Source organism: Arthrobacter sp. UYEF3 (genome assembly GCF_040546245.1).
Classification (GTDB): Bacteria; Actinomycetota; Actinomycetes; order Actinomycetales; family Micrococcaceae; genus Arthrobacter.
This window is the reverse complement of the sequence record NZ_JBEPNK010000004.1, coordinates 18678-45033: the sequence shown is the minus strand read 5'-3', so window position 1 is coordinate 45033 and position 26356 is coordinate 18678. Positions and strand designations below refer to the sequence as shown.

Sequence of the window (26356 nt, the reverse complement as noted above, 5' to 3'; positions counted from 1 at the left end):
TTAAGGGTGGGGGCTAGTTGGCGGGCTCGAACGAGCCGTCGACCAGCTGGACGATCGCGGAGCAGTCCTTGCCGGACTGGCCGCCGTCGATGAGCCGCTGGAAGAGCTGCTGGACGTGCTCGCCGATTTCCAGCGGGGTTCCGGTGTCCCGGGCGGCGCTGATGGCCAGGCCGATGTCCTTGTTGGCCAGCTCTGCGGTGAAGGTCGGGGCAAAGTCATTGTTCGACGCGGCGGTGGGCACGACGCCGGCCACCGGGTACCACGTGCGCAGCGCCCAGCTGTCGCCGGAGGAGACCGAGGCGATGTCCCAGAAGACCTGTTTGTCCAGGCCGAGGCGGTCCGCGAGCACAGCGCCCTCGGCCGTGGAGGCGAGATTGATAAAGAGCATCAGGTTGTTGCAGATCTTGGCGGCCTGCCCGGTGGTGGCGCCGCCGGTGGGGATGATGTTGGCGGCCATCGGCCGGATGTATTCGGTGGCGTCGGCGACGGCGCCGGCCTCACCGCCGATCATGAAGGTCAGCGTGGCGGCCAGCGCGCCGCTCATCCCGCCGGAGACGGGAGCATCGACAAAGCGGAAGCCCGCCGTGGCCGCGGCGTCGTGCAGGGCCTGGGCCGAGGCAATATCGATCGTGGAGGAATCCACCAGCAGGGTTTTCGTGTCGGCGTGCGCCAGGACACCGTCGGCACCGAGGTAAACGGCGCGGGCGTGCTCGCCCTTCGGAAGCATGGTGAAAACGACGTCGGCTCCCGCCACTGCCTCGGCGATGCTGCCGGCGGGCTTGACTCCCCCGGCCTCGGCGGCGGCCACAGCCTCGGCGTTCAGGTCGAAGCCGCGGACCTCATGGCCGGCCTTCGCGAGGTTCACTGACATGGACCCGCCCATGTTCCCCAGTCCGATCCAAGCGATTACTGCCATGGCATTAGCTCCTTTGCTTTGTGCTGTGCGTTCTGTGGCTTGCGCCGCGCATGCTGCCGTCCGTGTCCAGCATCACACCCTGTTACAGTGCAATCAAGACGGAAAACTACAGATGGTATGTGCATGGATGCACAACCTCAGGATCAGGAGCGTCATTGTGGACTTGAGGCGGCTCCCAAGCCCGGATGACCTGCTGATCCTGCTGACCGTGGCCCGACTGGGCCGGTTCAACGCGGTGGCCGAGACGCTCGGCACCACCCACACCACGATTTCCCGCCGCATCCTGGCGCTGGACAAGCAACTGGGCGGCCGCACCCTCGAGCGGAGCCCGCACGGGTGGGAACTGACGGAGCTCGGCAGCCAGGCGGTAACCGCTGCCGAGGCGATCGAGGGCACCCTCGGCGCGCTCACGAACCGGATCGCACAATCCGAGGACGCGCTCTCCGGCCTGGTCCGGATCAGCACCCCGGACGGTTTCGGCGCGGAATTCGTCACTCCGGCGTTGGTCCGGCTGCAGCAGGAACATCCCCTGCTGAACGTGGAGATGCTCAGCGCCACCCGTAAGGTCAGCCAGAACCGGTCCGGGGTGGACCTGGAGGTGGTGGTCGGCAACCTGGACGTCAGCAACGCCCAGACCATCTTCCTGTCCAACTACTACCTCCGGCTCTACGCGAGCCCGCAGTACGTGCGCCAGCACGGGCTGCCGGAGACGCTCGACGACGTCCGGCAGCACGGCTTCGTCTCTTACGTGGAGTCGGCTCTGCAGGTGGCTGAACTTGGCCACCGCTCCACGCAGCTGCCGATGCCGCGCTCCAGCTTCCAGGCCACCAGTATCTTCGCCCAGCTCGAGGCTGTCCGCCGCGCCGCCGGGATCGGGCTGCTGCCCAACTTCATGGTGGTAGGCAAGCCCGGGTTCGTGCCTGTTCTGCCGGACGACTTCCAGCGCCAGCTGCCCGTTTGGGCCGTGGCCCGGGCGGAGTCGCTGCGGTCGGCGCCGGTGCAGGCCGTGGTGGCGGCCGTCCGCACCGAGATCGCCGAACGCCAGGAAGTCCTGGCAGGCTGAGCCATCCTCGCGGGCGAAGGACTGCACCCAAATAGCAGCAGCCCCTGTCCCCCGCAGGGCGCGGGACAGGGGCTGCTGCGTTGAGCCTATTTGCTTCTAGCCTGTTACCTCTTGCCTGTTACCTCTTGCCTGCGGCAACCAGGTCGGCGGTGCCCTGGGCGTCGGCGGCGTCGACGTCGTGCAGTGAGATGCCCCGGGTTTCCTTGAGGAAGAACACCGCCACTGCAGTGACCACGCAGGCGATCAGCAGGTAGATCGCCACCGGGACGGAGGACTTGTACTCGCTCAACAGCGCGACGGCGATGATCGGAGCGAGCGAGCCCGCCACGATCGAGGTCACCTGGTAGCCGAGCGAGACCCCCGAGTAGCGCATCCGGGTCGGGAACATCTCGGCCATGATGGCCGGCTGGCCCGCGTACATCAGCGCGTGGAAGAGCAGGCCGATGACGACGGCGGCGAGGATCGCGAAGTCGTTTCCGGTGTCCATCATCGGGAAGGCGAAGAAGCCCCAGGTGGCACCCAGCACGGCACCGGCCATGTAGACCGGTCGGCGGCCGAGCCGGTCCGAGAGCCGTCCCACCATCGGCACTGCGGCGAAGTGGATAGCATGCGCCACGAGGAGCAGCAGCAGGATGCGGGCCGTGTCGGCGTGGACGACCGTCTTGAGGTAGGTGATCGAGAAGGTGACCACCAGGTAGTAGAGGATGTTTTCCGCGAACCGCAGGCCCATAGCGGTGAACACGCCGCGGGGGTAGCGGCGGAAGACCTCGGCAACGCCGTAGCTCTTCTGGCCCGCTTCGACCTCCTTGCGGGCCTCGAGGAAGATGGGGGCATCCTGGACCTTGGTGCGGATGTAGTAGCCGATCAGGACGATGACGGCGGACAGCCAGAAGGCGACCCGCCAGCCCCAGCTCAGGAAGTCAGCGGAGGACAAGACCGAGGACAGGATGTACAGCACGCCGGTGGCGAGCAGGTTACCCATCGGGACGGCAGACTGCGGCCAGCTGGCCCAGAAGCCGCGGGACTTGCTGGGGCTGTGCTCGGCGACGAGGAGGACGGCTCCGCCCCATTCACCGCCAACGGCGAAGCCCTGGGCGAAGCGCAGGAAGACCAGCAGGGCCGGCGCCCAGTAGCCGATCTGCGCAAAGCTGGGGAGGCAGCCCATCAGGAAGGTGGAGACGCCGACGAGGATGATGCTCAGCTGCAAGAGCTGCTTGCGGCCGAATTTGTCACCGAAGTGGCCAAACACGATGCCGCCGATGGGGCGGGCGACGAAGCCCACCGCGTAGGTCAGGAAGGCGGCTAGGATTCCGTCCAGTTCCGTGCCGGAGTTGGGGAAGAACATCTTGCCGAACACCAGGGTGGCGGCAGAGGCGTAGAGGAAGAACTCGTACCACTCGACCACCGTTCCGGCCATCGAGGCCGCCACTACCTTCTTCAGGCCGGACGTTTTGACGTCGGGCTCTTCTGCGCGCCTTGCGGCGGCGTTTTCCGTACTCATTGGGACTCCTTCGATGTCTCCGTCGACACCCCGTGAACCTGAGGCTTGTGTGAGTTGTGACACACAGCGTTATTCTCAACGAGTATGGACTGCCATCGGCGCAGGCTCAACGACCATTCGCGCAGAGCGCGTCTGCAAAAATGCACAGTCGATGGCGCCGCCGGCTATCCGAAGAAGCCCTCGCGCAGCTGATCGCTGAGCTGGCCGATCTCGGTCAGGAAGCCGTCGTGGCCGATCGGAGCCTCGATCACGTGCACCGGCACCTCTCCCGGCAGAGCGCCGGCGAGTTCTCGGGACTGGGCCGGGAAGTACAACCGGTCCGAGTCCACGGCAGCCACGAAAAACTCCGCGGTGGCCCGGGAGAGGGCCTGCTCCAGGCTTCCGCGGCCGCGGCTGACATCGTGGCTCATCAGTGCCTCGGTGATGGCGATATAGCTGTTGGCATCAAAGCGGCGCACCAGTTTGTTGCCCTGGTGGTCCAGGTAGCTCTCCACCTGGTAGCGGCCGCGGCCGGCAAGCGATCCGGCCTCAAGCGGAGCCTCGGCCGCCTGCGGGTTCCGTCCGAAGCGGCCGTCCAGCTCGGCGGCGGAGCGGTAGGTGATGTGGGCGATCCGGCGTGCCAGGGCCAGACCGGCATGCGGCTCCGGTCCGCCGTAATAGTCCCCGCCGTTAAAGTGGGGGTCCTGGCGGATGGCCAGGGTCTGGGCCTGGGCGAATGCAATCTGCTCGGCGGTGCTGCTGGCGCCTACCGAGATCACGGCGCAGCGCCGGACCCGTGCCGGGTAGCTGACGGCCCATTCGAGGGCGCGCGCTCCGCCGAGGGACCCGCCCAGTACGGCGTGCCAGCAGCCGATCCCCAGAGCGTCGGCGAGCCGGGCTTCGGCGTCGGTGCTGTCCCGGAGCGTAACCAGCGGGAAGCGCGAGCCCCAGGGCCTGCCGTCCGGCGCGGGCGTCGAGGGCCCGGTGGAGCCGTAGCAGCCGCCAAGGATGTTGATCGAGACGACGAAGTATCTGTCCGTGTCCACCGGCGCGCCGGGGCCGGCCAGCTGCTCCCACCACCCCGGTTCCTCGCCGGCGCCCCGGGTGACGTGGGTGTCTCCGGTCAGGGCATGCTCGATCAGAACCGCGTTGGACGCGTCCGCGTTGAGGGTCCCCCAGGTCTCGTAGGCGAGGGTGGCGTCCGGCAGGGTGGCACCGGATTCGAGCGCCAAAGCGCCGATTCGAAGATGCCGCACGGTCCCGTCCGGGACGGACCGGGCCGCGATTTTGGCCGCTTTTTCGCCTGCCTTTTCGCCTGTGTTGTCGCCGGCTGCGCGGCTCGCTGCTTCGCTGTGGGGTGCACCCGTGCGGGTGGCGGCAATCGTCATGTGCGGGACCTATTCTTTGCGCTTGCCCGCCGTCAGCTGACCGGCAGGCCAGGTCTTCACCCGGGGCACCCCGCCGCAAGAGGAGGGTTGCCGGCCAGCAAGCCGGGGCTGTCACTGGCACTCATGACCTGCCTCGATTCTACGAAAGACGGCGGGGCAGGCGCGAAGATTGTGACGGCTGTGTGACCTCAGGCGATTTTGGCCGCCCGGAACCCGGCCTCAAGATCAGCAATGATGTCATCGATGTGTTCGAGTCCCACCGAGAGCCGGACCAGGCCGGGGTGGACGCCGGCGACCGCCTGCTGTTCGGGCGAGAGCTGGCTGTGCGTGGTCGACGCCGGGTGGATAACCAGGGATCGCACGTCACCGATGTTCGCCACGTGGGAGTGGAGTTCGAGGGCGTCGACGAAGCGCTTGCCGGCCTCCGCTCCGCCGGCAATAGTGAAGGAAACGACCGCGCCGGTGCCCTTCGGGCCGTACTTGCGGCCGCGCTCATACCAGGGGCTGGACGGCAGCCCGGCGTAGGCGACGGATTCGACGTCGTCCCTGGCCTCCAGCCATTCGGCCACCTTGATGGCATTGGCGACGTGCCGTTCCACGCGCAGGCTCAGCGTCTCGATGCCCTGGGCGATGAGGAAGGCGTTGAACGGCGAGACGGCCGAGCCGAGGTCGCGCAGCAGCTGGACCCGGGCTTTGAGGATGTAGGAAAGATTCGCTCCCAGGGCTCCGTCCGCCCCGAGGTCCCGGGCGTAAACCAGTCCGTTATAGGTGGGGTCCGGGGTGTTGAAGCCCGGGAAGCGCTCGGGGTCCTTGCCGAAGTCGAAGTTCCCGGAGTCCACGATCACGCCGCCAATCGCAGTGCCATGGCCGCCGAGGTACTTGGTGGCCGAGTGCACCACAATATCGGCGCCCCACTCGATCGGCCGGATCAGGTACGGGGTGGAGAGCGTGTTGTCCACAATCAGCGGCACCCCGGCATGGTGCGCCACGCCGGCAACGCCTTCGAGGTCCAGCACATCCTGGCGCGGGTTGGAGACTACCTCGCCGAAGAACAGCTTGGTGTTCGGCTGCACGGCATCACGCCACTGCTCCAGGTTGTCCGGGTCCGCCACAAAGGTCACCGAGATGCCGAATTTCTTCAACGTGTGCGCCAGCAGGTTGTACGTGCCGCCGTACAGGCTGGGGCTGGCGACCACATGCTCCCCGGCCTCCGCGATGTTGAGGATGGCGAGGGTTTCGGCGGCCTGGCCGGAGCTCAGCAGGAGGGCTCCGAGTCCGCCCTCCAGGCTGGCGACCCGCTGCTCCACCGCGTCCTGCGTGGGGTTGCCGATTCGGGTGTAGATGGGGGCTAGTTCGGCGAGCGCGAAGCGGTTGGCTGCGCTTTCGGCGCTGGGGAAGACGAACGACGTCGTCTGGTAGATGGGCAGCGCCCGGGCGCCGGTGGCTGAGTCCGGCTCCTGGCCGGCGTGGATCTGGCGTGTTTCAAATGACCAGGCGTTAGACATTGGAGAACTCCCTGTGTCCGGGCACAGGCCGGCCCTGGCCTCCTGGGCCCGGACGGCTCTGGCGCCGCGCTTGCCTTCCGGCGGACGCCGGACGGCCAGGTCTTCACCCGGGGCACCCCACCGCGCAAGGAGGGTTGCCGGCCAGCAAGCCGGGGCTTGATGCTGGCGCTCATGACCTGGCTCTAGTTTAGGAAGGCCCACTGGCGTCTGGATAGCTTTATGACGAAGATGAAGTCACGCTCGTCGGCGCCGGCCTGACCCGCCATTGCCGTCGTCGCCGCTCTCACCGCTGCCTCCGGCGTCATTCTGGCCGTGCGGATCCGCTGCGAGGACCGCCAGCAGCAGCCGGCCCGCAACGGCGCCCCGCAGCACCGATGCCGACGCCGCTGCCCATTCCTTCTGCGGATTCCCGACCTTCAGCATCGGCGGCCACGACCTGTTTCCGATCAGCACCAAGCCGGCCCTGGCCTGCCGGATCTACCCGGCGGGAGACAGCGGCCCGGGACAGCCGTCGCCGGAATCCCTCCGCCGGGGCATCCGTACCAGCGGCTGGCTACAGACCGCCTAGCCGCGCCCGTACAGACGGCCAGAATGACCTTCCGTAATGGTTAGGGTCACCTAAGCTGAGAGCCCCATCACAAAGTGCCAAGATGAGGGCATGCGCATGGATCATGTCTCTTACGCCTGTGAACAGGATGGCCTCGCCGCCACCACCAAACGAATTGCGACCGCCCTCGGTGTTGAAGCCGTCAAGGGCGGGGTACACCCCCGGTTCGGGACCCGCAACATGATTATTCCGCTCGCCGGTCACAAGTACGTGGAGGTCGTGGAGGTCCTGAACCATCCTGCCTCGGACAAGGCGCCGTTCGGCCAGGCCGTGCGCGCCCGCTCGGCGGCCGGCGGCGGCTGGATGGGCTGGTGCGTCGAGGTTAGCGACCTGGCACCCTTCGAGGAGCGACTGGGCCGTTCGGCTGTCGACGGCAACCGCAAATTCCCGGACGGCCGCGAACTGGTCTGGAAGCAGATCGGCATCCTGGGCCTGATCGCGGATCCGCAGGTCCCCTTCATGGTCAAGTGGGAGGGCGATCCTGCGCTGCACCCGTCCCACGCGTATGAGAGCAACCTCAAAATGTCTGAGCTCACCATCGCGGGCTCAGCCGAGCGTGTCACCGAGTGGCTGGGCGAACCGGTGGAAAAGCCGCTCGACGACGTGGCGGTCAACTGGCTGGCCCCGCATGGGACGCCGGGGATCATGTCCGTCACTTTCGAAACCGCCTCCGGGGCCGTCACCATCTGACGCCTTCGGCCAACCAAACTTCGGCCGCCAACAGCGGGTGCCAATGATGCCACCCGCCGCTGGCGGCCGAAACCCTTTAAAGTGCAGATCGGCCCGGCAACCCGTCGGGGTCAGCCCAGGCCGATCGCTTTCCCGAAGAGGCTGAAACCGACGAAGGCGACGATGTCCAGCAGTGCGTGTGCGATCACCAGCGGCATCACCCGGCGCGTCCTCGTGTAGACAAGGGCGAAAATGACGCCCATGATGGCGTTGCCGATGAAGGGCCCGAAGCCCTGGTACAGGTGGTAGCTGCCGCGCAGCATGGAGCTGGCGAAGATGGCCAGCGGCATGCCCCAGCCGAACTTGCCGAGCCGGTCCAGCAGGTAGCCCACCACAATTACTTCCTCCACGATCCCGTGCCGGATCGCGGAGAGGATGAGCACCGGCACCGTCCACCAGTAGGCGTCCAGCGCGCTGGGGATGATCGTCGTCGTAATTCCCAGCGCCCGGCCGGCCGCGTAGAGGCCCAGCGACGGGATCCCGATCAGCGCGGCGAGGCCCAGACCCTGGAGCAGGTCCTTGCCGGGGCGGGCGAAGGTGAATCCCAGCTTCCCGAACGCCGAGGTGCCGGTGCTGTCCGCCCGGCCAGCCACCCGGTGTTCGGTAAGGAAGTAGATCACCAGCACCACAGGGACGAGGGCAAAGATAATGTCCAGCAACTGGTAGGTGAGGTCAAAGTATTCGCGGCTGCTCTGCGAGCGGTTCAGCGTCGAGGTGCCTTGCGCCAGCGGCGCCCTGGTCAGCTTGTCCAGCAACTGCACCACCGAGTACACCGCCGACTGCCCCAGGGACAGTCCCAGGACAATCCAGACTTCTAGCCGCAGCCGACGGCGGGAGGGAACCAACATGCTTCTATCTTGCCTGCCGTTTCAGGGAGTTGACTGCAAGTGCCTAAGCTGAAGACGTGAGTGCGCCCGGGAAAATTTTCATGATCCGGCATGGCCAGTCCGCCGCCAATGCCGACACCTCGATTTACAACCGGGTGCCCGACTACCGGATCCCGCTGACCGACGTCGGCGTCGAACAGGCCGCCGCCGCCGGCGAGCAGCTTCGGCGCGAACTGGACGGCCAGCAGGTGTGCGTCTACGTCTCCCCCTATCTGCGGGCCTATCAGACCCTGGAGGCACTCCGGCTGGGGTCCCTCACGGAGCGCGTGATCGAGGAGCCGCGGCTGCGCGAACAGGACTGGGCGAACTTCCAGATCGCCGGCGAGATCGAGGACCAGAAGGAGCTCCGCAACGCCTACGGGCACTTCTTTTACCGTTTCCGCGAAGGCGAGTCCGGCTCCGATGTCTATGACCGGATCTCCTCCTTCATGGAGACGCTGTACCGGCACTGGTCCAGGCCGGACTATCCGCCCAATACCTTGTTTGTGACGCATGGGCTGACCATGCGGCTGTACTGCATGCGCTGGTTCCACTGGTCGGTGGAGTACTTCGAGTCGCTGAACAACCCGGAAAATGCCGAGATCCGCACCCTGCTGCGCACCCCGGAGGGCAAGTACGAACTCGACAAGCCGTTCAGCCAGTGGGAGGACCGCAGGGTGGACGAGACCGTGCTGAACGCGCCGCCGATGGTGTTCTAACGGGCGCGGACCCCGGCCCGCCAGACGGCGTGGGTCAGCGGCATCCCCGGCCGGTACGCCAGATGGGTGGCGGACGGGGCATTGAGCAGGTGCAGGTCCGCCCGGTGTCCGACGGCGATCGAGCCCACCGCGCGCTGGCCGTCGACGTCGTTCCCGGTCTCCCGGCCCAGCGCCAGCGCGCCCCCGAACGTCGCCGCGCGGACGGCTTCGTGCACGCTGAGCCGCATCTGCAGCACAGCGGTGGTGACGCAGAACGCCATCGAGCTGGTGTAGGACGTGCCGGGGTTGCAGTTGGAGGCGAGGGCCAGCTGGACGCCGGCGTCGAGCAGTTCCCGGCCGGGTGCCAGCGGCTGCCGGGTGGACAGGTCGCAGGCGGGCAGGCAGGTCGCGACGGTGCCGCGCTCCCCCGCGCCGGCCGCCGCTTCCCAGCCGGACCAGCTGTCCGCGAGGGCCCGGACGTCAGCGCCGGACAGGTAGTTCACGTGGTCCACGCTCGCGGCCCCGAACTCAACCGCCAGCCGCACACCGGGGCCGGCACCCAGCTGGTTGCCATGCACGCGCAGGCCCAGCCCGGCGTCCCGGCAGGCCTGCAGCACGCGGCGGGACTGGTCCTCGTTGAACGCGCCCCGTTCGCAAAAAACGTCAGCCCAGCGCACGTAAGGGCGGACCGCGGCGAGCATGGGTCCGCAGACCAGGTCGGTGTACTCCTCGGCGTCCATGCCGGCGGGGACCAGATGCGCACCCAGGTACGTTACTTCGTCCGCGACGGTGGAGGCGATCCGGGCGCTGCGGGCCTCGTTGTCCACGTCGAGGCCGTAGCCGGTCTTGGTCTCCAGGTAGGTGGTGCCCTGGGCGACGGCCTCGGCCACGCGGCCCAGCGCAAGCCGGGTGAGGTCGAAGTCGCTCGTGCCCCGGGTGGCGCCGGTGGTGACGGCGATCCCGCCGGCACTGTAGCCCTCCCCCGCCATCCTGGCCTCGAACTCCGCGGTCCGGTCCCCGGCGAAGATCAGGTGCGTGTGGGAATCCACCCAGCCAGGCAACAGCGCGCGGCCGCCGGCATCGACGGCGTCGTCGGCCGCAGGAGCCTCCGCGGCCGCACCGAGCCACTCGATCCGTTCGCCCTCGATCACAACCGCCGCGGCGCGAAGGACCCGGTGTTCCGCGTCCTGGGTCATCAGTTCCGCGATATTGGTGATCAGGGTGCTCATGGGTCCATTCTTCAGCCCCGGATCGACATCCGGGTCGCCGCAAGCGCTGCGGCTGTCCGGGATGCCGGATTGCCGGCCTCGAACGATTCCGGCGAGCCCTGCCCGGCCAGTATCAGCCCGGCGGCCAGCTCGGCGATGCCGGAGGAAGTCTGGAAACCGTAGCCGCCCTGGCCGGCCAGCCAGAAGAAGCCCGTGGCCTCGGCGTCGAACCCCACCACAGGGATGCCGTCGGCGGCTTCGGTACGGAGCCCGGTCCAGGCCCGGCTGACGCTGCCGATCCCCATCGTGGTGATGGTGTTGAGCCGGGCAATCAGCGCCTCGATGTCGCCCGGATACGGCCGGGCGTCCTCGGGGCCGCTCGGCACGGTTTCGGACGGCGAAATCAGCACCTGCCGCCGCCCGTCCGGCCGGAAGTAGAAGTTGCCGGTCGAGGCCACCATCGGACAGCCCTGCGGGAGGGGGTGTGCGACGTCGACGATCGCCGCGGTGCGGCGATAGGGCTGGAGTCCGAGCTTCTCGACGCCGCTGAGCACCGCGAGCTCGTCCGCCCAGGCGCCGGCGGCGTTGACCACGACGGCGGTCTCGAACCCCTCCTGCCCGGCGCCGAGCTCCCAGCCGGATCCGAGGCGCTGGGCCGAGTGGACCCTGGCGCCGGTGATGATGTCCACGCCGCCCGCGGCGGCCCGCTCCCGGTGGTCTTCGAGCAGCAGGGAAGCGTTGCAGGCAAAGGACCCGGAATCCAGACCGGCGGCGGTGAAGGCATCCGGTTGGAGCGCGGGGCAGAGTTCCAGGGCTTCGGCGTGGCTGATCGGCCGCATGAAGCCGCTGGCCTGCTGCTGGACGGTGTCCTCGTCACCGATCAGCATGAAGCGGCGGGGCGAGAGCACCGGTTCGGGCCGGGTGCCCTCGTGGGCGCCGAGGAGTTCCAGGGTGCGCATCGTCAGCTCCTGGACCACGGGGGGGCCGTAGCTGGGGATCAGCTGCCGGGCCGAGCGCGCGGAGGTGTGGTAGCCCAGCGACTGCTCGGCTTCGACCAGGGCCACGCTGCATTTGCCGGCGAGAGCGGAGGCGAGGGACAGGCCGGCAATGCCGCCGCCGACGATCACGACATCGTATTTAGCTGACATGCCTCCATCCTTGCACCCGGCACCAGCTCACGTCAGTAGTTTCGGGACGGCCGGCCTGCCGCCCCGGGCCCGGGTCAGGCGGAGGCGGCCAGCGTCTCCCGGCTGCGGACAAACGCCTGGACGCAGCGCTCGACGTCGTCCGCGCTGTGCGCGGCGGAGAGCTGGACGCGGATCCGGGCGGCGCCCCTGGGCACCACCGGGTAGCTGAAGGCGGTGACGAAGACGCCGTGGACCAGCATCGTGTCAGCCACCTTGGCCGCCATCACGGCGTCGCCGAACATGACCGGAACAATGGCGTGCTCGCCGGGGAGCAGTTCAAAGCCTTCCTCGCCCATCCGGCGGCGGAAGAGTTCGGCGTTGGCGAAGAGCTTGCTGCGCAGGTCCCCGGAGGACTCCACGAGGTCCAGGGCCGTCAGTGTGGCCGCTACGATGGCCGGTGCGAGCGAGTTTGAGAACAGGTAGGGGCGTGCCTTCTGCCGGAGCATGGCGATGACCTCCCGCCGGCCGGAGACGTAGCCGCCGGACGCGCCGCCCAGGGCCTTGCCGAAAGTGCCGGTGTAGATGTCCACCCGGTCCGGGACGCCGGCGTGTTCGGGGGTGCCCGCGCCGGTGGCGCCCATGAACCCGACCGCGTGCGAATCGTCCACCATGACCAGGGCGTCGTACTTTTCGGCGAGGTCGCAAATCGCTTCGAGCGGGGCCAGGAAGCCGTCCATCGAGAAGACACCGTCGGTGACGATAATCTTGCGACGGGCCGGGTTTTCCTGTGTGGTGGCTTCGATCAACCGGGATTCGAGGTCGGCCATGTCCTGATTGGCGTAGCGGAAGCGCTGAGCCTTGCAGAGCCGGATCCCGTCGATGATCGAGGCGTGGTTCAGCGCGTCGGAGATCACGGCGTCTTCCGGGCCGAACAGGGATTCGAAGACGCCGCCGTTGGCGTCGAAACAGCTGGAGAACAGGATGGTGTCCTCGGTGCCGAGGAACGTCGAGACCCGCGCCTCTAAGGCCAGGTGCAGGTCCTGGGTGCCGCAGATGAAGCGCACGCTGGCCATGCCGAAGCCACGCTCGTCCATGGCGGCCTTGGCGGCGGCAACGATCTGGGGGTGGTCTGCGAGGCCGAGGTAGTTGTTGGCGCAGAAGTTCAGCACGTCCGCGGCGCCCTGGCCGATTCGGCCTGCCCGGATATGGCCGGCCTGCGGCGAGTCGATGTGACGCTCGGTCTTGAACAGGCCGGCGCCGCGGATCTCGTCGAGTTCGTGCTGCAGCTGGTCCTTGATGGCTGAATACATGGGTTGCGCTCCTCAGCTGGGGTGAATTTTTGTACGGTACCGGAAAACGGGCGCGGCCTAGAAGCCGGTCCAGTCGAGCACGACCTTGCCGCCCACGCCGGCCCGGGCAATCTCGAAGCCCTTCTCCCAGTCGGCAGCAGGCAGCGTGTCCGTGACGACGGCGGAGATGTTCGCCCGCAGTACCGGGTTGGAGGACAGCATGGCACTCATCGCGTACCAGGTCTCGAACATCTCGCGGCCGTAGATGCCTTTCATGGTCAGCATGTGCGTGACCACCTTGCCCCAGTCGATGTCGATGGACCGGCTGGGCAGACCCAGCATCGCGATCCGGCCGCCGTGGTTCATGTTCTCGATCATCTCAGGCAGCGCGGTGGGGTGGCCGGACATTTCCATGCCGATGTCGAAGCCTTCACGCATGCCCAGTTCGCGCTGGGCATCCTTGACGCGCGTTGTGGAGACGTCGATTGCGAGGTCGACGCCGAGCTGCCGGGCCAGTTCCAGGCGCGGTGCGGAGACGTCGGTGATGGCGATCTTCCGGGCTCCCGCGTGGCGGGCGACGGCGATCGCCATCAGGCCGATGGGTCCGGCTCCGGTGATCAGCACGTCCTCGCCGACCAGGGGGAAGCTCAACGCGGTGTGGACGGCGTTGCCGAACGGGTCGAAGATCGCTCCGAGCTCCGGGGTCACGGACGGATCGTGGTGGACCCAGACATTGGTTTCCGGGATGACGACGTACTCGGCGAAGGCACCGTCGCGCTGCACGCCGACGCTGACGGTGTTGATGCACATCTGCTTGCGGCCGGCGCGGCAGTTGCGGCAAATCCCGCAGACAATGTGGCCTTCGCCGGAGACCCGGTCGCCGACCCGGACGTCCCGGACGTCCCCGCCGACCTCCACCACCTCGCCGTAGAACTCGTGGCCGGCGATCAGGGGCGCATTGATGATCCCCTGCGCCCAGGCGTCCCACGACTGGATGTGCAGGTCCGTGCCGCAGATTCCGGTGCTGATGACGCGGATCTTGACGTCCCCGGCCCCGGCTTCAGGCTCCGGGCGGTCGACCAGTTCGAATCCCGCGTGGGCACCGGACTTGTAAAGGGCCTTCATGGGCCTGCCTAACTGTGCTGGTTGCTGCTGTGCTGGTTACGCCGGCTACAGAGCGTTCGTGTGGGACAACTCACCCCATTAGACCGGGCGCAAAGCATTAGCACAACCGATATTTTCTCAATCGACGATTTAGATAATTCTTACTCATAGGATAGAGGTATGGAAATTCACCAGCTCGAAATGCTCCGCGAACTCGGCGCCCTGGGCAGCGTCAAAGCCGTCGCGGAAACGCTCCTGGTGACCCCCTCGGCGGTGTCCCAACAACTCGCCGCGCTGCAGAAGTCCGTGGAGGTGCCGCTGACCCGGAAGGAGGGCCGGAACCTGGTGCTGACCGAGGCCGGGCAGGTGCTCGCGGATGCGGGGGCCGCCGTCGTGAGCGCGATGGCCGATGCGAGAATGGCGATCGGCGCTTACCACGGTTCGCCGGTGGCGCCGGTAACACTGAGCGGGTTCCACAGCGCCGGCCAGGCCTTGTTCGGACCCCTGGCCCGGCTGCTGGCCGAACCCGGGCAGCCGAGAATCCAGCTATCCGACGAGGATGTTGCCCAGCAGGATTTCCCGGCCCTGACCGCCCGCTATGACCTGGTTCTGGCGCACCGGATGGACCACAGCCCGCGGTGGCCGGAGGACCGGGTCGCGGTAATCCCGCTCGCACACGAGCCGCTGGACGTGGCCCTGCCGGCCGGACACCGGCTCGCCGGGCAGCCGGCGGTGACGGCGGACGACGTCGTCGGCGAACCCTGGGTGACCAGCCACGCCGGATACTCCCCCGCGGACGTGCTCGCCGCTGTCGCCGCGGTGTCCAGCCGCGAACTGAACGTCGTGCACCGGATCAATGACTACTCCACGGTGGCGGCGCTGGTGGCGGCCGGCGGCGTGATCGGGCTGCTGCCGCGGCACACCGCGCGGCCCGTGCTGAACCCGGAGATCGTACTGAAGCCGCTGGAAGGCATCAGCACCCGGCGCCGGATCGACATCCTGTCCCGCCCGGAGAACCTTAAACGCAAGTCCGTCATGTTGGTCTGCGAAGCGTTGCAGACCATCATGACGGGGCTGGTCACCTAATTTCCCCGCTTGACCCAACTAGCTCGCAGTTAAGGCCGTTTTGAGCGCTCAAAACGGCCTTAACTGCGAGCTAGTTGGGCAGGCGGCCGGGGAGTTAGCCTTCGACGCCGAGGCGCTCCAAGATCAGTTCCTTGACGCGGCCGGCGTCGGCCTGGCCGCGGGTGGCCTTCATGACGGCGCCGACGATCGCGCCGATCGCCTGCAGCTTGCCGCCGCGGATCTTGTCCGCGACGCCGGGCTGCGCGGCGAGGGCTGCGTCGATGGCTTCGAGCAGGGGGCCGTCGTCGGAGACCACGGCCAAGCCGCGCTTCTCAACGATTTCAGCCGGCGTGCCCTCGCCGGCGAGGACGCCGTCCAGGACCTCAGCGGCCATCTTGTTGTTGATCTTGCCGTCCTCGACCATCCGGTTCAACTCCACGATGGTGGCCGGCTTGACGCCGAGCTGGCCGGGGTCGACGTCGGCGTTCTTAGCGCGCCCGACGATCTCGCCCATCCACCACTTGCGGGCCACAGTAGCGGTGGCACCGGCAGCAATGGTCTCCTCGATCTCGTCCAGGACACCCGCGTTGACGACGTCGCGGAACTCCAGGTCGGAGTAGCCCCAGTCGGCTTGCAGGCGCTTGCGGCGGGCGGCCGGCGGCTCGGGCAGCGTGGCCCGAAGCTCCTCGACCCATTCACGCGAGGCAACGATCGGCACGAGGTCCGGTTCCGGGAAGTAGCGGTAATCGTCGGCGTCGGACTTCGGCCGGCCCGAGGTGGTGGTGCGGGTGTCCTCGTGCCAGTGCCGGGTTTCCTGAATGACGGGCTGGCCGGAGTCCAGCACCGCGGCGTGCCGCTGAATCTCGTAGCGGACGGCGTGTTCGACGGCGCGCAGCGAGTTGACGTTCTTCGTCTCCGAGCGGATGCCGAAGCGGTCGCGGCCGTGCGGGCGGAGCGAGACGTTGGCGTCACAGCGGACGTTCCCGCGTTCCATCTTGGCGTCCGAGACGCCGAGGTTCTTGACGATCTCGCGGACGGCGGCCACGTAGGCCTTGGCGAGTTCTGGGGCGCGGCTGCCGGCGCCCTCGATCGGCTTGGTCACGATCTCCACCAGCGGCACGCCGGAGCGGTTGTAATCCACCAGGGAGTAATCCGCGCCCTGGATACGGCCGGCGGCCCCGCCCATGTGGGTCAGCTTTCCGGCGTCCTCCTCCATGTGCGCGCGTTCGATCTCGACGCGGAACACGGTGCCGTCGGAGAGCTCGACATCCAGGTAGCCGTCGTAGGCAATCGGGTCTTCATACTGTGACGTCTGGAAATTTTTGGGTGTGTCCGGGTAGAAGTACTGCTTCCGGGCAAACGTGCAGGACTCTGCGATCTTGCAGTTCAGCGCCAGGCCGATCTTGATCGAGGACTCGATCGCGGTCCTGTTCACCACGGGCAGCACGCCGGGCATGCCGAGGTCCACCTCGTTGACGTTGGTGTTGGGCTCGTCGCCGAAGACGTTGGGCGCAGAGGAGAACATCTTGGTCCTGGTGTTGAGCTCCACGTGGACCTCGAAGCCCAGGACGGGGTCGTACTTCTCCATCGCCTCTTCGAAGCTGAGGGTTGCGTCAGTCATTAGTGTGAACCTCCGTGGCTCAGGGCGGCGCCAGCCGAAGAAGAAGAGCCAGCCGTAGAAGAATCAGTCGGTGAGGGGGCTGTCAGTGCGGGCGCACGGTCCAGCAGCGGCCCGCCCCACTGCGCCTCGAGCAGCGACTCGAGCACGGCGCCGACCCGGTAGAGCCGGGCGTCCTGGCGGGCCGGGGCCAGCAATTGGACGCCGACCGGCAGTCCGTCCTCGTCGGCGAGCCCGCCGGGCAGGGACAGCCCGGGGACCCCTGCCATGTTGGCAGGGATGGTGGCGACGTCGTTGAGGTACATCGCCAGCGGGTCGTTGAGCTTCTCTCCGAGCTTGAATGCCGTGGTCGGCGCCGTCGGGGAGATCAGCACATCGGCCTGGGCGAACGCGGCGTCGAAGTCGCGCTGGATCAGGGTGCGCACCTTCTGGGCCGAGCCGTAATAGGCGTCGTAGTAGCCGGCGCTGAGCGCGTAGGTGCCGAGAATGATGCGTCGCTTGACCTCGTCGCCGAAGCCGGCGGCGCGGGTGGCGGCCATGACCCGTTCGATCGTGAGCGGCGCGTCCTTGGGCAGCGCGCGCAGGCCGAACCGGACGCCGTCGAACTTCGCCAGGTTGGAGGAGGCCTCCGAGGGCATGATCAGGTAGTACGCGCCCAGCGCGTACTTGAAGTTGGGGCAGGAAACCTCGATGATCTCGGCGCCGGCGCCCTTGAGCAGTTTGAGGGCCTCGTTGAAGCGGTTTTCGACGCCGGCCTGGTAGCCCTCGCCGTGGAGTTCCTTGATGATGCCGATCTTCATGCCCTCGACATTGCCGGTCCGGGCCGCGGCCACAAGGTCCTCGAGCGGGTCCGGCAGCGAAGTGGAATCGCGCGGGTCGTGGCCGCCGATGAGCTGGTGCAGCAGGGCCGAATCCAGCACGGTACGGGAGACCGGACCGATCTGGTCCAGCGAGGAGGCCATCGCGATGGCACCGTAGCGGGAGACGCCGCCGTACGTGGGCTTGACTCCGACGGTGCCGGTCACGGCGCCGGGCTGCCGGATGGAACCGCCGGTATCGGTGCCGAGGGCAAGCGGGGCTTCGAAGGCCGCGACGGCGGCAGCCGAGCCGCCGCCCGAACCGCCGGGGATGCGCTCAAGGTCCCAGGGGTTGTGGGTGGGCCCGTACGCGGAGTGCTCAGTGGAGGAGCCCATGGCGAATTCGTCCAGGTTGGTCTTGCCCAGGATCGGCATCTTGGCGGCGCGGAGGCGCTCCACCACTGTGGCGTCGTAGGGGCTGTACCAGCCCTCGAGGATCTTGGAGCCCGCCGTGGTGGGCTGGCCGATCGTGACGATCAGGTCCTTGACGGCGATCGGGACGCCGGCGAGGACGTGCAGCTCCTCGGCAGCGGGGCCGCCTGCGGCGCGGATCGCGTCCACCTCGGCGGCGACGGCGAGGGCTTCCTCGGCGTTGACGTGCAGGAAGGCGTTGACTTGGCCGTCGACGGCGGCGATCCGGTCCAGGTGCGCCTGGGTGACCTCGACGGCGGTGACCTCGCGCGCGGCGAGCTTCTCGGCGAGCGCGGCTGCGGAGAGGCGGAACAGCTCGGGGTGGGTTTCAGTCATGTCTTAGTCCTCATCCAGGATTGCCGGGACCTTGAAGCGGCCCTCAAACGCGTCGGGGGCGCCGGAAAGTGCCTGTTCGGCCGTGAAGGTGTGGCCGACGACGTCCTCGCGGAACACGTTGGTCAGCGGGATCGGGTGGGACGTGGCCGGGACGTCATCACCGGCGGCTTCACTCACGGATTTAACCGACTCCACGATGACGGCGAGCTCGCCGGCCATCCTGTCCAGCTCTTCAGCACTCATCTCGATGTGCGCGAGACGCGCGAGGTGCGCGACGTCGTCGCGGTTGATCGCAGCCATGGATCTCCCCTGCAAGTTCGGATTATTTTCCGCTCTAGTCTACGTGGGTCTCAGCGCTGCCACCGTCCGGCGCCGAAATGGCAGTTCCCGGCAATGTTTGACTTTGCCGCGAAATTACTGCCGTGAACTGCCATCTCGTTGATATTTCCCGGGCTCAGCCGATGCCGCGGCCCGTGTTGGCGTTTCCCGGGCCGCAGCTAGCCGGTGATGTCGCCGTGCGTGCGGAAGGCGTTGATGCGGGCGTGCTCGTGGACCCGGCCCAGGGCTTCGATTTGCTGGCGCCCTTCGGCGATGAGGCGGGCGTATGTGGACTGGTCCAGTCCCAGTTCCGGCGCGAGCTCCTCCAGCGTCTGCCAGCCGCCGATCTTGGCCAGGACGGCGGCTCGCATCAGTTCCGCCTCCAGGACCAGGGTCATTGGCGAGCGGCCCAGCAGCCGGCCGTTGAGTTTCAGGCGGCCGGCGTGCTCTCCCAACCAGGCGGCGGCCTGCCGGTGCGGGCGTCGCGGGATGCCCAGCTCATGGATGAGACCGAGAAGCAGTTCACGCTCCCGCCGGATCTCCGCAGCCACGCCCACGAGCTCAGCGTGGACCGGCGTGTCAGTGAAGTCCTTGGCCATCCGTTCGATCCTGCCGAGGCCGGCAGTGGAGCCGCTGAGGTGGTCCGAAAGATACAGGCCGAGCAGTTTCGCGTCTATTGTGCCTGGGATGTGCGGTGCCATGGAACCTCCAACCGGACTCGAACTCTTCCCGGCGTGCGTCAGGGACGATGCTCTCGCTGCAAACCCTACCGGAGCCGGGCTTTCCCGTGCGGCCTTTCCCGTGCCGGGCTTTCCCGTGCCGCTTTTCCCGTGCGGCGCTAGAGGTCCAGGCGGTAGACGAGCAGCTTGATCTCCGTGTCCGGGACGACCCAGTCGCGCTCGGGGACGCGCCGGAAGCCGGTCTTTTGGTAGAGGCCGTGGGCGCTTTCCCAGGTCAGGCCGGTGGTGAGTGCCACGCCGGTAATGCCGGGAAGGGACTTCGCGTGCTCGATGATCGCCTGCACCATCGTCTTGCCGGCGCCGCTGCGCTGCACGGCAGGGTCCACCACGAGCATCCGGAATTCCAATTCGTCCGCCTGCGCGATGTCGGCGTACGGTTCACCTGCGACGGCGAGCGTCACCGAGCCAACGACCCGTCCGGCGCGCTCCGCCACCCAGATGGTCGCGTGTTCGTGCCGCTGGGCGACCCGCTGGATCTGCTGCATGTAGGGGTGGTCCGCGTCCTCGAAGTAGCCCGCGGCCAGGTAGGCGTCGCGGGTGATGCGGGCGACGGCGTCGTAGTCGGCCGGGACGGCGGGGCGAATGAGGATCTGCGAAGGCACCTATCCATGGTAGGGGCGCAGGCGCCGGCCGAGCACCAACGGGCCGTTTCCGTGACTGAACTATCAGGGACGGGCGGGCACGGATGAACTGCGCCCGTGGCCGAGCGTCCCAGGTCCGCGGCGCACGGATATGCCATGTACGAGCCCGGCCCCAGGCAGGGCTTCGACGCCGAGCTGGACCGCACATTGGCCGACAGTGGCCAGAAGCCATTTCCCGCCGACGGCCCAGTACAAGCTAAAACCCGGCGTGCACCGTACCGGCCAGGCAGGCCCCCACACCAGACATCGGCCACGTCGAGTTTTCAGTCGGGGCATCAGCAGGATCAGTGTAGCTAACGGCGGCCAACGGGTTCAGTCCCGGTGGTAGCCGACGTTGATGACGTTTCCGTCCGGTGACCGGACAAAGAAGCGGCGGTGCCCCCATGGCTCTGTCGTTAGTGGATGCACGATCTCGTAACCGAGTTGCTGCGCTTGTGCATAAGCCTCCTCGATGTCGTCCGTCAAGACGGAGATGACCGCGTCTTCGCGTGCGGTGGCGTCCCGCACCACGAGCTGGACGTCCGCCGGCGTGTCGGGCGAGGTGTAGCGGGCCACCCAGCCCATGTTGAACTCCTCGGTACTGAGCCCGAGGAAGTCGGTATAAAATCCTTTCGCCGCCTCGACGTTGGCCACTCGAAGGTTCGCCACGATGCTTGTCGCTCGCATGTCGGTACTCCTGTCAGCAACGGATGTAGGTCCACACGCTATAGGGTCCCGGCGCGTTCCGGCAGATCCGATCTGCCGGGAGCCGGCCCAACCATTCCGCGCCCGCTATGCGGGTTTGACGAAGAAGCAAGCCGCAGGGAGAGGGTGCGTCCGTCTGAGTGTGGCCCGGTCAGAGCGGGAATCTGCCGGAGAGTTCAAGGGGCCCGGCGCAGGTCCAGGCGGCGAGCCGTTCCTCGTCGGCGGGGCCGCCTTCGAGGACACTGGTGAGCCGGGGACGCCGGACCCAGCAGCCGGCCTCTTCCGCGATTAGTGCGCCGGCGGCGAAGTCGTGTTCGTTGAGGCCGCGTTCGCCGTACGCGTCGTGCGTGCCGTCAGCGACGAGGCAGAGGTCCAACGCCGCGGATCCCAGCCGGCGGACGTCCGCGAAGCCGTCCATGAGTCCGCCCAGGCCGGCGGTCTGCTCGGCCCGCACCGCCGGGTCATAGCTGAAGCCCGTCGCGAGGAGCTGCCCGGTCCGGCCCGGCACCGGGCCGCTGAGCGGCGTGCGCTGCCCGTTCTCTTCCAGCCACGCGCCTGCGCCGCGGGAGGCGTAGTAGACCCGTCCCAGCGCCGGGGCGTGGACGACGCCGGCCAGCCAGGCGCCGTCGGGGCCGGCCACCGCCACCGAGGTGCCGTAGTAGACGATGTTGCGGATGAAGTTGGTGGTGCCGTCGAGCGGGTCGACTGACCAGCGGAAACCGCTCAGGGTGTCGGGCAGCACGGTGCCGCCCTCCTCGCCGGTGATCGCGTCCGCGGGCCGTGCACTGGTAATGACCTCGCGGACGGCGGCCTCGGCCGCGAGATCGAAGGCCGTGACCCAGTCCCCCGAGTCACCCTTGTTGCTGATGTCCAACGCGGCGCCGCTCCGTCCGGCCAGCACCGCGGCGCCGGCGGCGGCTGCCCGCCTGGCCAGATCAAGGAACGCCGCCGGCTCGGGAAAATCGGCCGGGCCGGTAGTCATTCGGCCGTCTCCTGGTGGTCTTCGCCGTCGTCCGCGGCCAGAGCCTCGGCCTCAGCCTCGGCCTCAGCCTCGGCGCCGTCCGCCATGCGGGACCCCTCGCCGAGGCCGGCCGGCCCGCCGGCGAGCAACGCACGGAACCCGTCCTCGTCCAGGACCGGGAGGCCCAGCTGTTCGGCCTTGTCCAGCTTGGTGCCCGCGTTATCTCCGGCCACCACATAGCTGGTGTTCTTCGAGACGGAGCCTGCCGCCTTGCCGCCGCGGATCAGGATCGCCTCCTTGGCCTCGTCCCGGCTGAATCCTTCCAGGCTGCCGGTGACCACCACTGTCAGGCCCTCAAGGGTCCGAGGGGTGGACTCGTCGCGCTCGTCCTTCATCCGGACGCCGTCGGCCGCCCAGGTGTCCACGATCTCGCGGTGCCAGTCCTCGGCGAACCAGTCCTTCAGCGCCACAGCAATAACCGGACCGACGCCGTCGACGTGGGCAAGTTCCTCCTCAGAGGCTTGCCGGATCGCATCCATGCTCCCGAAGGCGGTGGCCAGGGCCCGGGACGCCCGCGGGCCCACATGCCGAATGGACAGCGCCACGAGGACGCGCCACAGCGGCTGGGTCCTGGCCTTTTCCAGTTCGTTGAAGAGCTTGTCGGTGGTGGCGGTCGGCTTGGACGGGGCCTTGGCGGTGCCCTTGGTATAGAAATAGGGGACGAGTTCGAATTCACCGGTCGCCACGCCCTTGGACCGCTTTTCGCGGCGGATCCGGACCCCGGCGAGGTCCTCCGGGGTGAGCCCGAACAGTGTCGCCTCGCTGGTGAGCGGCGCGACGTCGGGTTGGGCCGGCTGGGTCAGGGCGATGGCCGCTTCCCAGCCGAGGGCTTCGATGTCGAAGGCGCCGCGGCCGGCCAGGTGAAAGACCCGTTCGCGCAACTGCGCCGGGCAGGACCGGGCGTTGGGGCAGCGGATGTCCACGTCGCCTTCCTTGGCCGGCGCCAGCGGCGTGCCGCAGGCGGGGCATTCGGTGGGCATGATGAAGTCGCGGACCGGCGGGTCCTGCTGGTCGCGGAGGGCCAGCACGGGACCGACGATTTCCGGGATGACGTCGCCGGCCTTGCGCAGCACGACGATGTCGCCGATCTTGACGCCCTTGGCCTTGACGACAGCTTGGTTGTGCAGGGTGGCCATCTCCACCGTGGAGCCGGCCACCTTGACCGGCACCATCACGCCGTAGGGGGTGACCCGGCCGGTGCGGCCCACATTGACGGCGATGTCCAGAAGTTTGGTGTTGACCTCCTCGGGCGGGTACTTGTAGGCCACGGCCCAGCGCGGTACCCGCGAGGTATAGCCGAGGGCCCGCTGGGTGGCCAGGTCGTCCACCTTGACCACGATGCCGTCGATTTCATGACTCAGGCTGTGCCGTTTGTCGCCGTAGCGCCGGATGAAGTCAAGGACTTCCTTCCGGCCGGGCAACACCTCGAAGTAGGGGCTGGTGGGCAGCCCCCAGGCGGCGAGCTGGCGGTAGGTGTCCGACTGACTGAGCGTAGCCAGCCCTTCGCGGGCGCCGATGCCGTGCACGTACATCTTAAGCGGACGCTTGGCGGTTTCCGCCGGGTCTTTCTGCCGCAGCGAGCCGGCGGCGGCGTTTCGCGGGTTGGCCAGCGGAGCCTTGCCGGCGGCGATCAGTGTGTCGTTGAAGTCCGCGAACGCCTGGGACGGGATGAAGACCTCGCCGCGGATCTCCATCTCGGCCGGAAAATTTTCGCCGGTGAGCTGCTGCGGGATTTCCTTGATGGTCAGGACGTTGTGGGTGATGTCCTCCCCCGTGAAGCCGTCGCCGCGGGTGGCCGCCCGGATCAGTACGCCGTCGCGGTAGAGCAGGTTCACGGCCAGGCCGTCGATCTTGAGTTCGGTGAGCCACGACGCCGGGTTGCCGCCGTTGCCCAACTTGGCGATGCCGGCCTCGGCTTTGGCGATCCAGGCCTCAAGCTCCTCAAGCGAGAAGACGTCTTCGAGGCTGTACATCCGGGTCAGGTGTTCGACGGCGGCGAAGGCTGCGGACACCTCGCCGCCCACCTCCTGGGTGGGGGAATCGTTGGCCACCAGTTCCGGGTGGATGGCCTCGATGGTTTGCAGCCGCCGGAAGAGCTCGTCAAACTCGGCGTCGGAGACGATCGGGGCGTCTTCCTGGTAGTACGCGAAACGGTGCTTGCGGACCGCTTCGACCAGGACCTCGTACTCTTCGCGCACGGCCCCGGAGGGGACCATCTCCCCGGCAGTGCCGTTAAGGTCGGTTTCTACTGCAGTCTTCCCTGTGCTCACAGACCTATCCTGCCTCACATCGCCGACATTGTCCGGTCAGAATTCCCCGGTGCCGGGCCTAATTACCCTCGCCCGGTCCCGCCGAGGAAGCGCCGTCCTACGCCGGAGCGGCCCGGGCGGCCTCGACGTTGGCAGGGGTGCTGGAGTCCACCACGATGCAGGTCACGTTATCGCGGCCGCCGCTGCGCAGGGCCGCCCGGATCAGCTCGTCCACGGCCGCCTGCGGGTCCGACTCCGAGCCCAGGATCCGGGCGATGTTCTGGTCGTCGAGTTCGCCGTTGAGCCCGTCCGAGCAGACCAGGATACGGTCGCCTTCCTCGACGGGCAGCAACCGGTAGTCGGCGGCCGTCTCGTCGCCGGTGCCCAGCGCCCGGGTCACCACATGGCGGCGAGGGTGTACCGCGGCTTCAGCCGGTGTGATCTCGCCGGCATCCACCAGTTCCTGCACCTCGGAGTGGTCCACACTGACCTGGCTGAGCTTGCCGTGGCTGAGCCGGTAGGTGCGCGAGTCGCCGATGTTCACCACCAGCCAGTATGGGACGCCCATCTGTTCCACGACGACGACGCCTGAGAGGGTAGTTCCGGCGCGGGAGCCGGTTGCCTCGCGGATGCCGGCGTCGGCCTGCAGCAGGTACTGCTGGACGACGGCGGCGGTGGCATCCCGCTGCCCCGTCGCGAGCTGAGGCATCTCGGCGAGGGTGCGGACGCAAATGCCGCTCGCGACCTCGCCGGCCTCGTGGCCGCCCATGCCATCGGCAACGGCGAAGACGGGGTCCGCGGCGATGAACGAGTCCTCGTTCATCGCACGGTGCAGGCCGCGGTCCGTCCCGCAGCCGAACCTCAGCCGCAGGCTGGGAGCACTGCCGGGGACGCTGTTCGGGTCATTGCTGGGGGCCCTGTTCGGGTCACTGCTGGAAGCTGCGCTGGAGGCGGTTCCGGGCGAGGAACCATAAGCCCCGGCGGGGGGAACGGAAGCCGGCTGGGATGTCATGCCTGTCCTAGATAGTAGGAGCGGTCACCGAGGTGTCCGCTGGATCCGGTGCGTGCCCAGGCGGTTTCCGCCAGGAGCGAGTGCGCCGCGGATGCGGCCGGTGTCCGAATGCGCTACCGGGATAGTACCGGGTCTTGCGCCTGCGAGGTGCGTCCCGCGCCGAACGGGTCATGCTTCTAGGCGCCTTTTGCCGGCACCTAGTCCACGACCAGGCCCTTCCCGCGGCCGCGCTGCAGCTCCACGGGGTGGATTTCGCCGAAGCCGCGCACATTCTCCGCGGCCCGGGGCAGCAGCACGAAGCGTTCATCCTGTTCCAACGCGGCGGCCGTCATGGAGTCCACCAGCACGGTGCCCGGATCGGCCAGCGAAGTGAGCCGGGCCGCCAGGTTCACGGTCGGCCCGTAGATGTCGCCCAGCCTCGAGAGGATGCGGCCCCACACCATGGCGACGCGGGCCTGCGGCAGGATCTCATCCTCGTTGAACGCCTGCGAAAGTGCCAGCGAGATCTCCGCGCAGGCCGCGGGAGTCTCAGCAATGTACAGCACTTCATCGCCGACCGTCTTCACGAGGCGTCCACCGCCGACGGAGATGATCTCGGCGCACTTGTTTTCGAAGCGCTGCACCAGTTGGGCGAGCGTCTTTTCGTTCATCCGGCGGGACAGGCTGGTGTAGGAGACCAGGTCGGCGAACCCGACGCCCCGCGCCAGCGGCAATGGGGCGTCGTCCTCGTCCCCTTCGCGGCCCTCCTCGCTCGAGGCCAGCCCGGCCTCGGCGCGCACGGCGAGGCGCTGCACTCCGGCGTTGAGCTGTCGCCGCCAGGAGTAGACCAGCATTTCCTCCAAGGCGTCCACCAGGGCGGGCAACTCTTCGACCAGCCGCTTGCGGGCCACGGCGTCGGTGACGCCCTGCTGGTGGACCATGTCCTCGACCAGGGCCTCGATCTGCCAGACCACCATGCGGTCCGTCATCTGGCCGATGGCGCGGGTGACCGAGATGGCTGCTTCTTCGGTGAGTTTTCCGGTCCGGACCTGGTCCACAATCGTGTTCAGTGCGGTCTGGTCCCGCTCCGTGAACGCAACGTCCTCATCGCCCAGGTTAGGGAACCCGAGTGCGCGCCAGAGTTTCCGGGCGGACAGCAGCGAGAGCCCGGCCCCAGCGGCCACCTCGCGGCGGCGCAGCTTGCGTTCGCCGCCCAGCAGACGCTGCTCCAGGGCTTTGGCAGCGAGGCGATCCGTAGACATGGCGCCGGTGGCAGGGGCGCCAGCCGGAGCCTCCGCAACCTCCGGGCCGGCAGCGTCGGCGTCGTCGGCCCTGCCATCGGCCGAAACAGACGTGCGGTGGCCGTTGGCCATCTCTTCCGGGCCGACGGAATCGGGTGCCGCCGCTGCGAGCCCAGGCGCGTCGAAGGCCACCTCGGGGAGGCC

Annotated in this window: 24 protein-coding genes and 2 riboswitches; of the genes, 4 read left to right on the top strand and 20 right to left on the bottom strand. The window is 67.9% G+C overall.

Annotation, left to right across the window (positions count from 1 at the left end; all coding sequences use genetic code 11):
- Positions 1-13 precede the first annotated feature (13 nt).
- Positions 14-916 carry a 3-hydroxyisobutyrate dehydrogenase gene (gene mmsB / locus ABIB14_RS03860; RefSeq protein ID WP_354234192.1) on the bottom strand — a complete coding sequence of 301 codons (903 nt, stop codon included), beginning with the start codon at positions 914-916 and terminating at the stop codon, positions 14-16.
- Positions 917-1079: 163 nt separating this feature from the next.
- Here mmsB and ABIB14_RS03855 point away from each other — a divergent pair, with 163 nt between their 5' ends.
- On the top strand, positions 1080-1979 hold the full coding sequence (locus tag ABIB14_RS03855) for a LysR family transcriptional regulator (RefSeq protein WP_354234425.1): 900 nt from the start codon (positions 1080-1082) through the stop codon (positions 1977-1979).
- Positions 1980-2097: 118 nt separating this feature from the next.
- On the opposite strand, the gene ABIB14_RS03850 is transcribed toward ABIB14_RS03855, so the two are convergent.
- The 4 genes from ABIB14_RS03850 to ABIB14_RS03835 form a co-directional block, all read right to left on the bottom strand.
- Positions 2098-3480, bottom strand: coding sequence for an MFS transporter (locus tag ABIB14_RS03850; RefSeq protein ID WP_354234190.1), 1383 nt, complete (start codon positions 3478-3480; stop codon positions 2098-2100).
- Positions 3481-3644: 164 nt separating this feature from the next.
- Positions 3645-4847, bottom strand: coding sequence for a homoserine O-acetyltransferase MetX (metX, locus tag ABIB14_RS03845; RefSeq protein WP_354234189.1), 1203 nt, complete (start codon positions 4845-4847; stop codon positions 3645-3647).
- 13 nt (positions 4848-4860) lie between these two features.
- Positions 4861-4976: riboswitch (SAM riboswitch) on the bottom strand.
- Positions 4977-5035: 59 nt separating this feature from the next.
- Positions 5036-6352: a bifunctional o-acetylhomoserine/o-acetylserine sulfhydrylase gene (locus ABIB14_RS03840; protein ID WP_354234188.1), complete on the bottom strand. Its 1317-nt coding sequence runs from the start codon at positions 6350-6352 to the stop codon at positions 5036-5038.
- A 61-nt stretch (positions 6353-6413) separates the two neighbouring features.
- Positions 6414-6529: riboswitch (SAM riboswitch) on the bottom strand.
- A gap of 57 nt (positions 6530-6586) precedes the next feature.
- The gene (locus ABIB14_RS03835) at positions 6587-6805 is read right to left on the bottom strand and encodes a hypothetical protein (RefSeq protein WP_354234187.1); all 219 of its coding nucleotides are present in this window, start codon (positions 6803-6805) and stop codon (positions 6587-6589) included.
- Between the two features lie 205 nt (positions 6806-7010).
- Between ABIB14_RS03835 and ABIB14_RS03830 the strand changes: the two genes are divergently transcribed.
- Positions 7011-7649 (top strand): VOC family protein, encoded by a 639-nt coding sequence (locus ABIB14_RS03830; RefSeq protein WP_354234186.1) that lies wholly within the window; start codon positions 7011-7013, stop codon positions 7647-7649.
- A gap of 110 nt (positions 7650-7759) precedes the next feature.
- Here the strand turns inward: ABIB14_RS03830 and ABIB14_RS03825 are convergent, their stop codons facing one another.
- A complete protein-coding gene (locus ABIB14_RS03825) occupies positions 7760-8536 on the bottom strand; it encodes a CPBP family intramembrane glutamic endopeptidase (RefSeq protein WP_354234185.1) in 777 nt (258 codons plus the stop codon).
- An 80-nt stretch (positions 8537-8616) separates the two neighbouring features.
- Here ABIB14_RS03825 and ABIB14_RS03820 point away from each other — a divergent pair, with 80 nt between their 5' ends.
- Positions 8617-9273, top strand: coding sequence for a histidine phosphatase family protein (locus tag ABIB14_RS03820; RefSeq protein ID WP_354234423.1), 657 nt, complete (start codon positions 8617-8619; stop codon positions 9271-9273).
- On the opposite strand, the gene ABIB14_RS03815 is transcribed toward ABIB14_RS03820, so the two are convergent.
- The 4 genes from ABIB14_RS03815 to tdh all read right to left on the bottom strand — a co-directional run bounded on the left by ABIB14_RS03815 (position 9270) and on the right by tdh (position 14001).
- A complete protein-coding gene (locus ABIB14_RS03815) occupies positions 9270-10481 on the bottom strand; it encodes an amidohydrolase family protein (protein WP_354234184.1) in 1212 nt (403 codons plus the stop codon). The genes ABIB14_RS03820 and ABIB14_RS03815 overlap by 4 nt on opposite strands.
- Before the next feature lie 11 nt (positions 10482-10492).
- Complete coding sequence (locus tag ABIB14_RS03810) at positions 10493-11608, bottom strand: NAD(P)/FAD-dependent oxidoreductase (protein WP_354234183.1); 1116 nt, start codon at positions 11606-11608, stop codon at positions 10493-10495.
- 74 nt (positions 11609-11682) lie between these two features.
- Positions 11683-12897: a glycine C-acetyltransferase gene (locus tag ABIB14_RS03805; RefSeq protein ID WP_354234182.1), complete on the bottom strand. Its 1215-nt coding sequence runs from the start codon at positions 12895-12897 to the stop codon at positions 11683-11685.
- Between the two features lie 57 nt (positions 12898-12954).
- Positions 12955-14001, bottom strand: a complete 1047-nt coding sequence (gene tdh, locus ABIB14_RS03800; RefSeq protein ID WP_354234181.1) for an L-threonine 3-dehydrogenase — start codon at positions 13999-14001, stop codon at positions 12955-12957.
- Positions 14002-14160: 159 nt separating this feature from the next.
- Between tdh and ABIB14_RS03795 the strand changes: the two genes are divergently transcribed.
- The gene (locus ABIB14_RS03795) at positions 14161-15066 is read left to right on the top strand and encodes a LysR family transcriptional regulator (RefSeq protein ID WP_354234180.1); all 906 of its coding nucleotides are present in this window, start codon (positions 14161-14163) and stop codon (positions 15064-15066) included.
- Positions 15067-15160: 94 nt separating this feature from the next.
- Here the strand turns inward: ABIB14_RS03795 and gatB are convergent, their stop codons facing one another.
- The 10 genes from gatB to ABIB14_RS03745 form a co-directional block, all read right to left on the bottom strand.
- Complete coding sequence (gene gatB / locus ABIB14_RS03790) at positions 15161-16666, bottom strand: Asp-tRNA(Asn)/Glu-tRNA(Gln) amidotransferase subunit GatB (protein WP_354234179.1); 1506 nt, start codon at positions 16664-16666, stop codon at positions 15161-15163.
- A complete protein-coding gene (gene gatA, locus ABIB14_RS03785; protein WP_354234178.1) occupies positions 16666-18267 on the bottom strand; it encodes an Asp-tRNA(Asn)/Glu-tRNA(Gln) amidotransferase subunit GatA in 1602 nt (533 codons plus the stop codon). Before gatA ends, gatB begins: the two co-directional genes overlap by 1 nt.
- A gap of 3 nt (positions 18268-18270) precedes the next feature.
- On the bottom strand, positions 18271-18567 hold the full coding sequence (gatC, locus tag ABIB14_RS03780; RefSeq protein ID WP_354234177.1) for an Asp-tRNA(Asn)/Glu-tRNA(Gln) amidotransferase subunit GatC: 297 nt from the start codon (positions 18565-18567) through the stop codon (positions 18271-18273).
- A gap of 197 nt (positions 18568-18764) precedes the next feature.
- Positions 18765-19286: a hypothetical protein gene (locus tag ABIB14_RS03775; RefSeq protein WP_354234175.1), complete on the bottom strand. Its 522-nt coding sequence runs from the start codon at positions 19284-19286 to the stop codon at positions 18765-18767.
- Positions 19287-19423: 137 nt separating this feature from the next.
- Positions 19424-19927 (bottom strand): GNAT family N-acetyltransferase, encoded by a 504-nt coding sequence (locus ABIB14_RS03770; protein WP_354234174.1) that lies wholly within the window; start codon positions 19925-19927, stop codon positions 19424-19426.
- Between the two features lie 351 nt (positions 19928-20278).
- Positions 20279-20632 carry a VOC family protein gene (locus tag ABIB14_RS03765; protein WP_354234173.1) on the bottom strand — a complete coding sequence of 118 codons (354 nt, stop codon included), beginning with the start codon at positions 20630-20632 and terminating at the stop codon, positions 20279-20281.
- A 169-nt stretch (positions 20633-20801) separates the two neighbouring features.
- Positions 20802-21632: an inositol monophosphatase family protein gene (locus ABIB14_RS03760; RefSeq protein ID WP_354234172.1), complete on the bottom strand. Its 831-nt coding sequence runs from the start codon at positions 21630-21632 to the stop codon at positions 20802-20804.
- On the bottom strand, positions 21629-23887 hold the full coding sequence (gene ligA / locus ABIB14_RS03755) for an NAD-dependent DNA ligase LigA (protein ID WP_354234421.1): 2259 nt from the start codon (positions 23885-23887) through the stop codon (positions 21629-21631). Before ligA ends, ABIB14_RS03760 begins: the two co-directional genes overlap by 4 nt.
- Before the next feature lie 151 nt (positions 23888-24038).
- Entirely contained in the window at positions 24039-24932 is an 894-nt protein-coding gene (locus ABIB14_RS03750) for a PP2C family protein-serine/threonine phosphatase (RefSeq protein WP_354234170.1), read from the bottom strand.
- Between the two features lie 197 nt (positions 24933-25129).
- Positions 25130-26284: an adenylate/guanylate cyclase domain-containing protein gene (locus ABIB14_RS03745; protein ID WP_502909606.1), complete on the bottom strand. Its 1155-nt coding sequence runs from the start codon at positions 26282-26284 to the stop codon at positions 25130-25132.
- Positions 26285-26356: the final 72 nt, after the last annotated feature.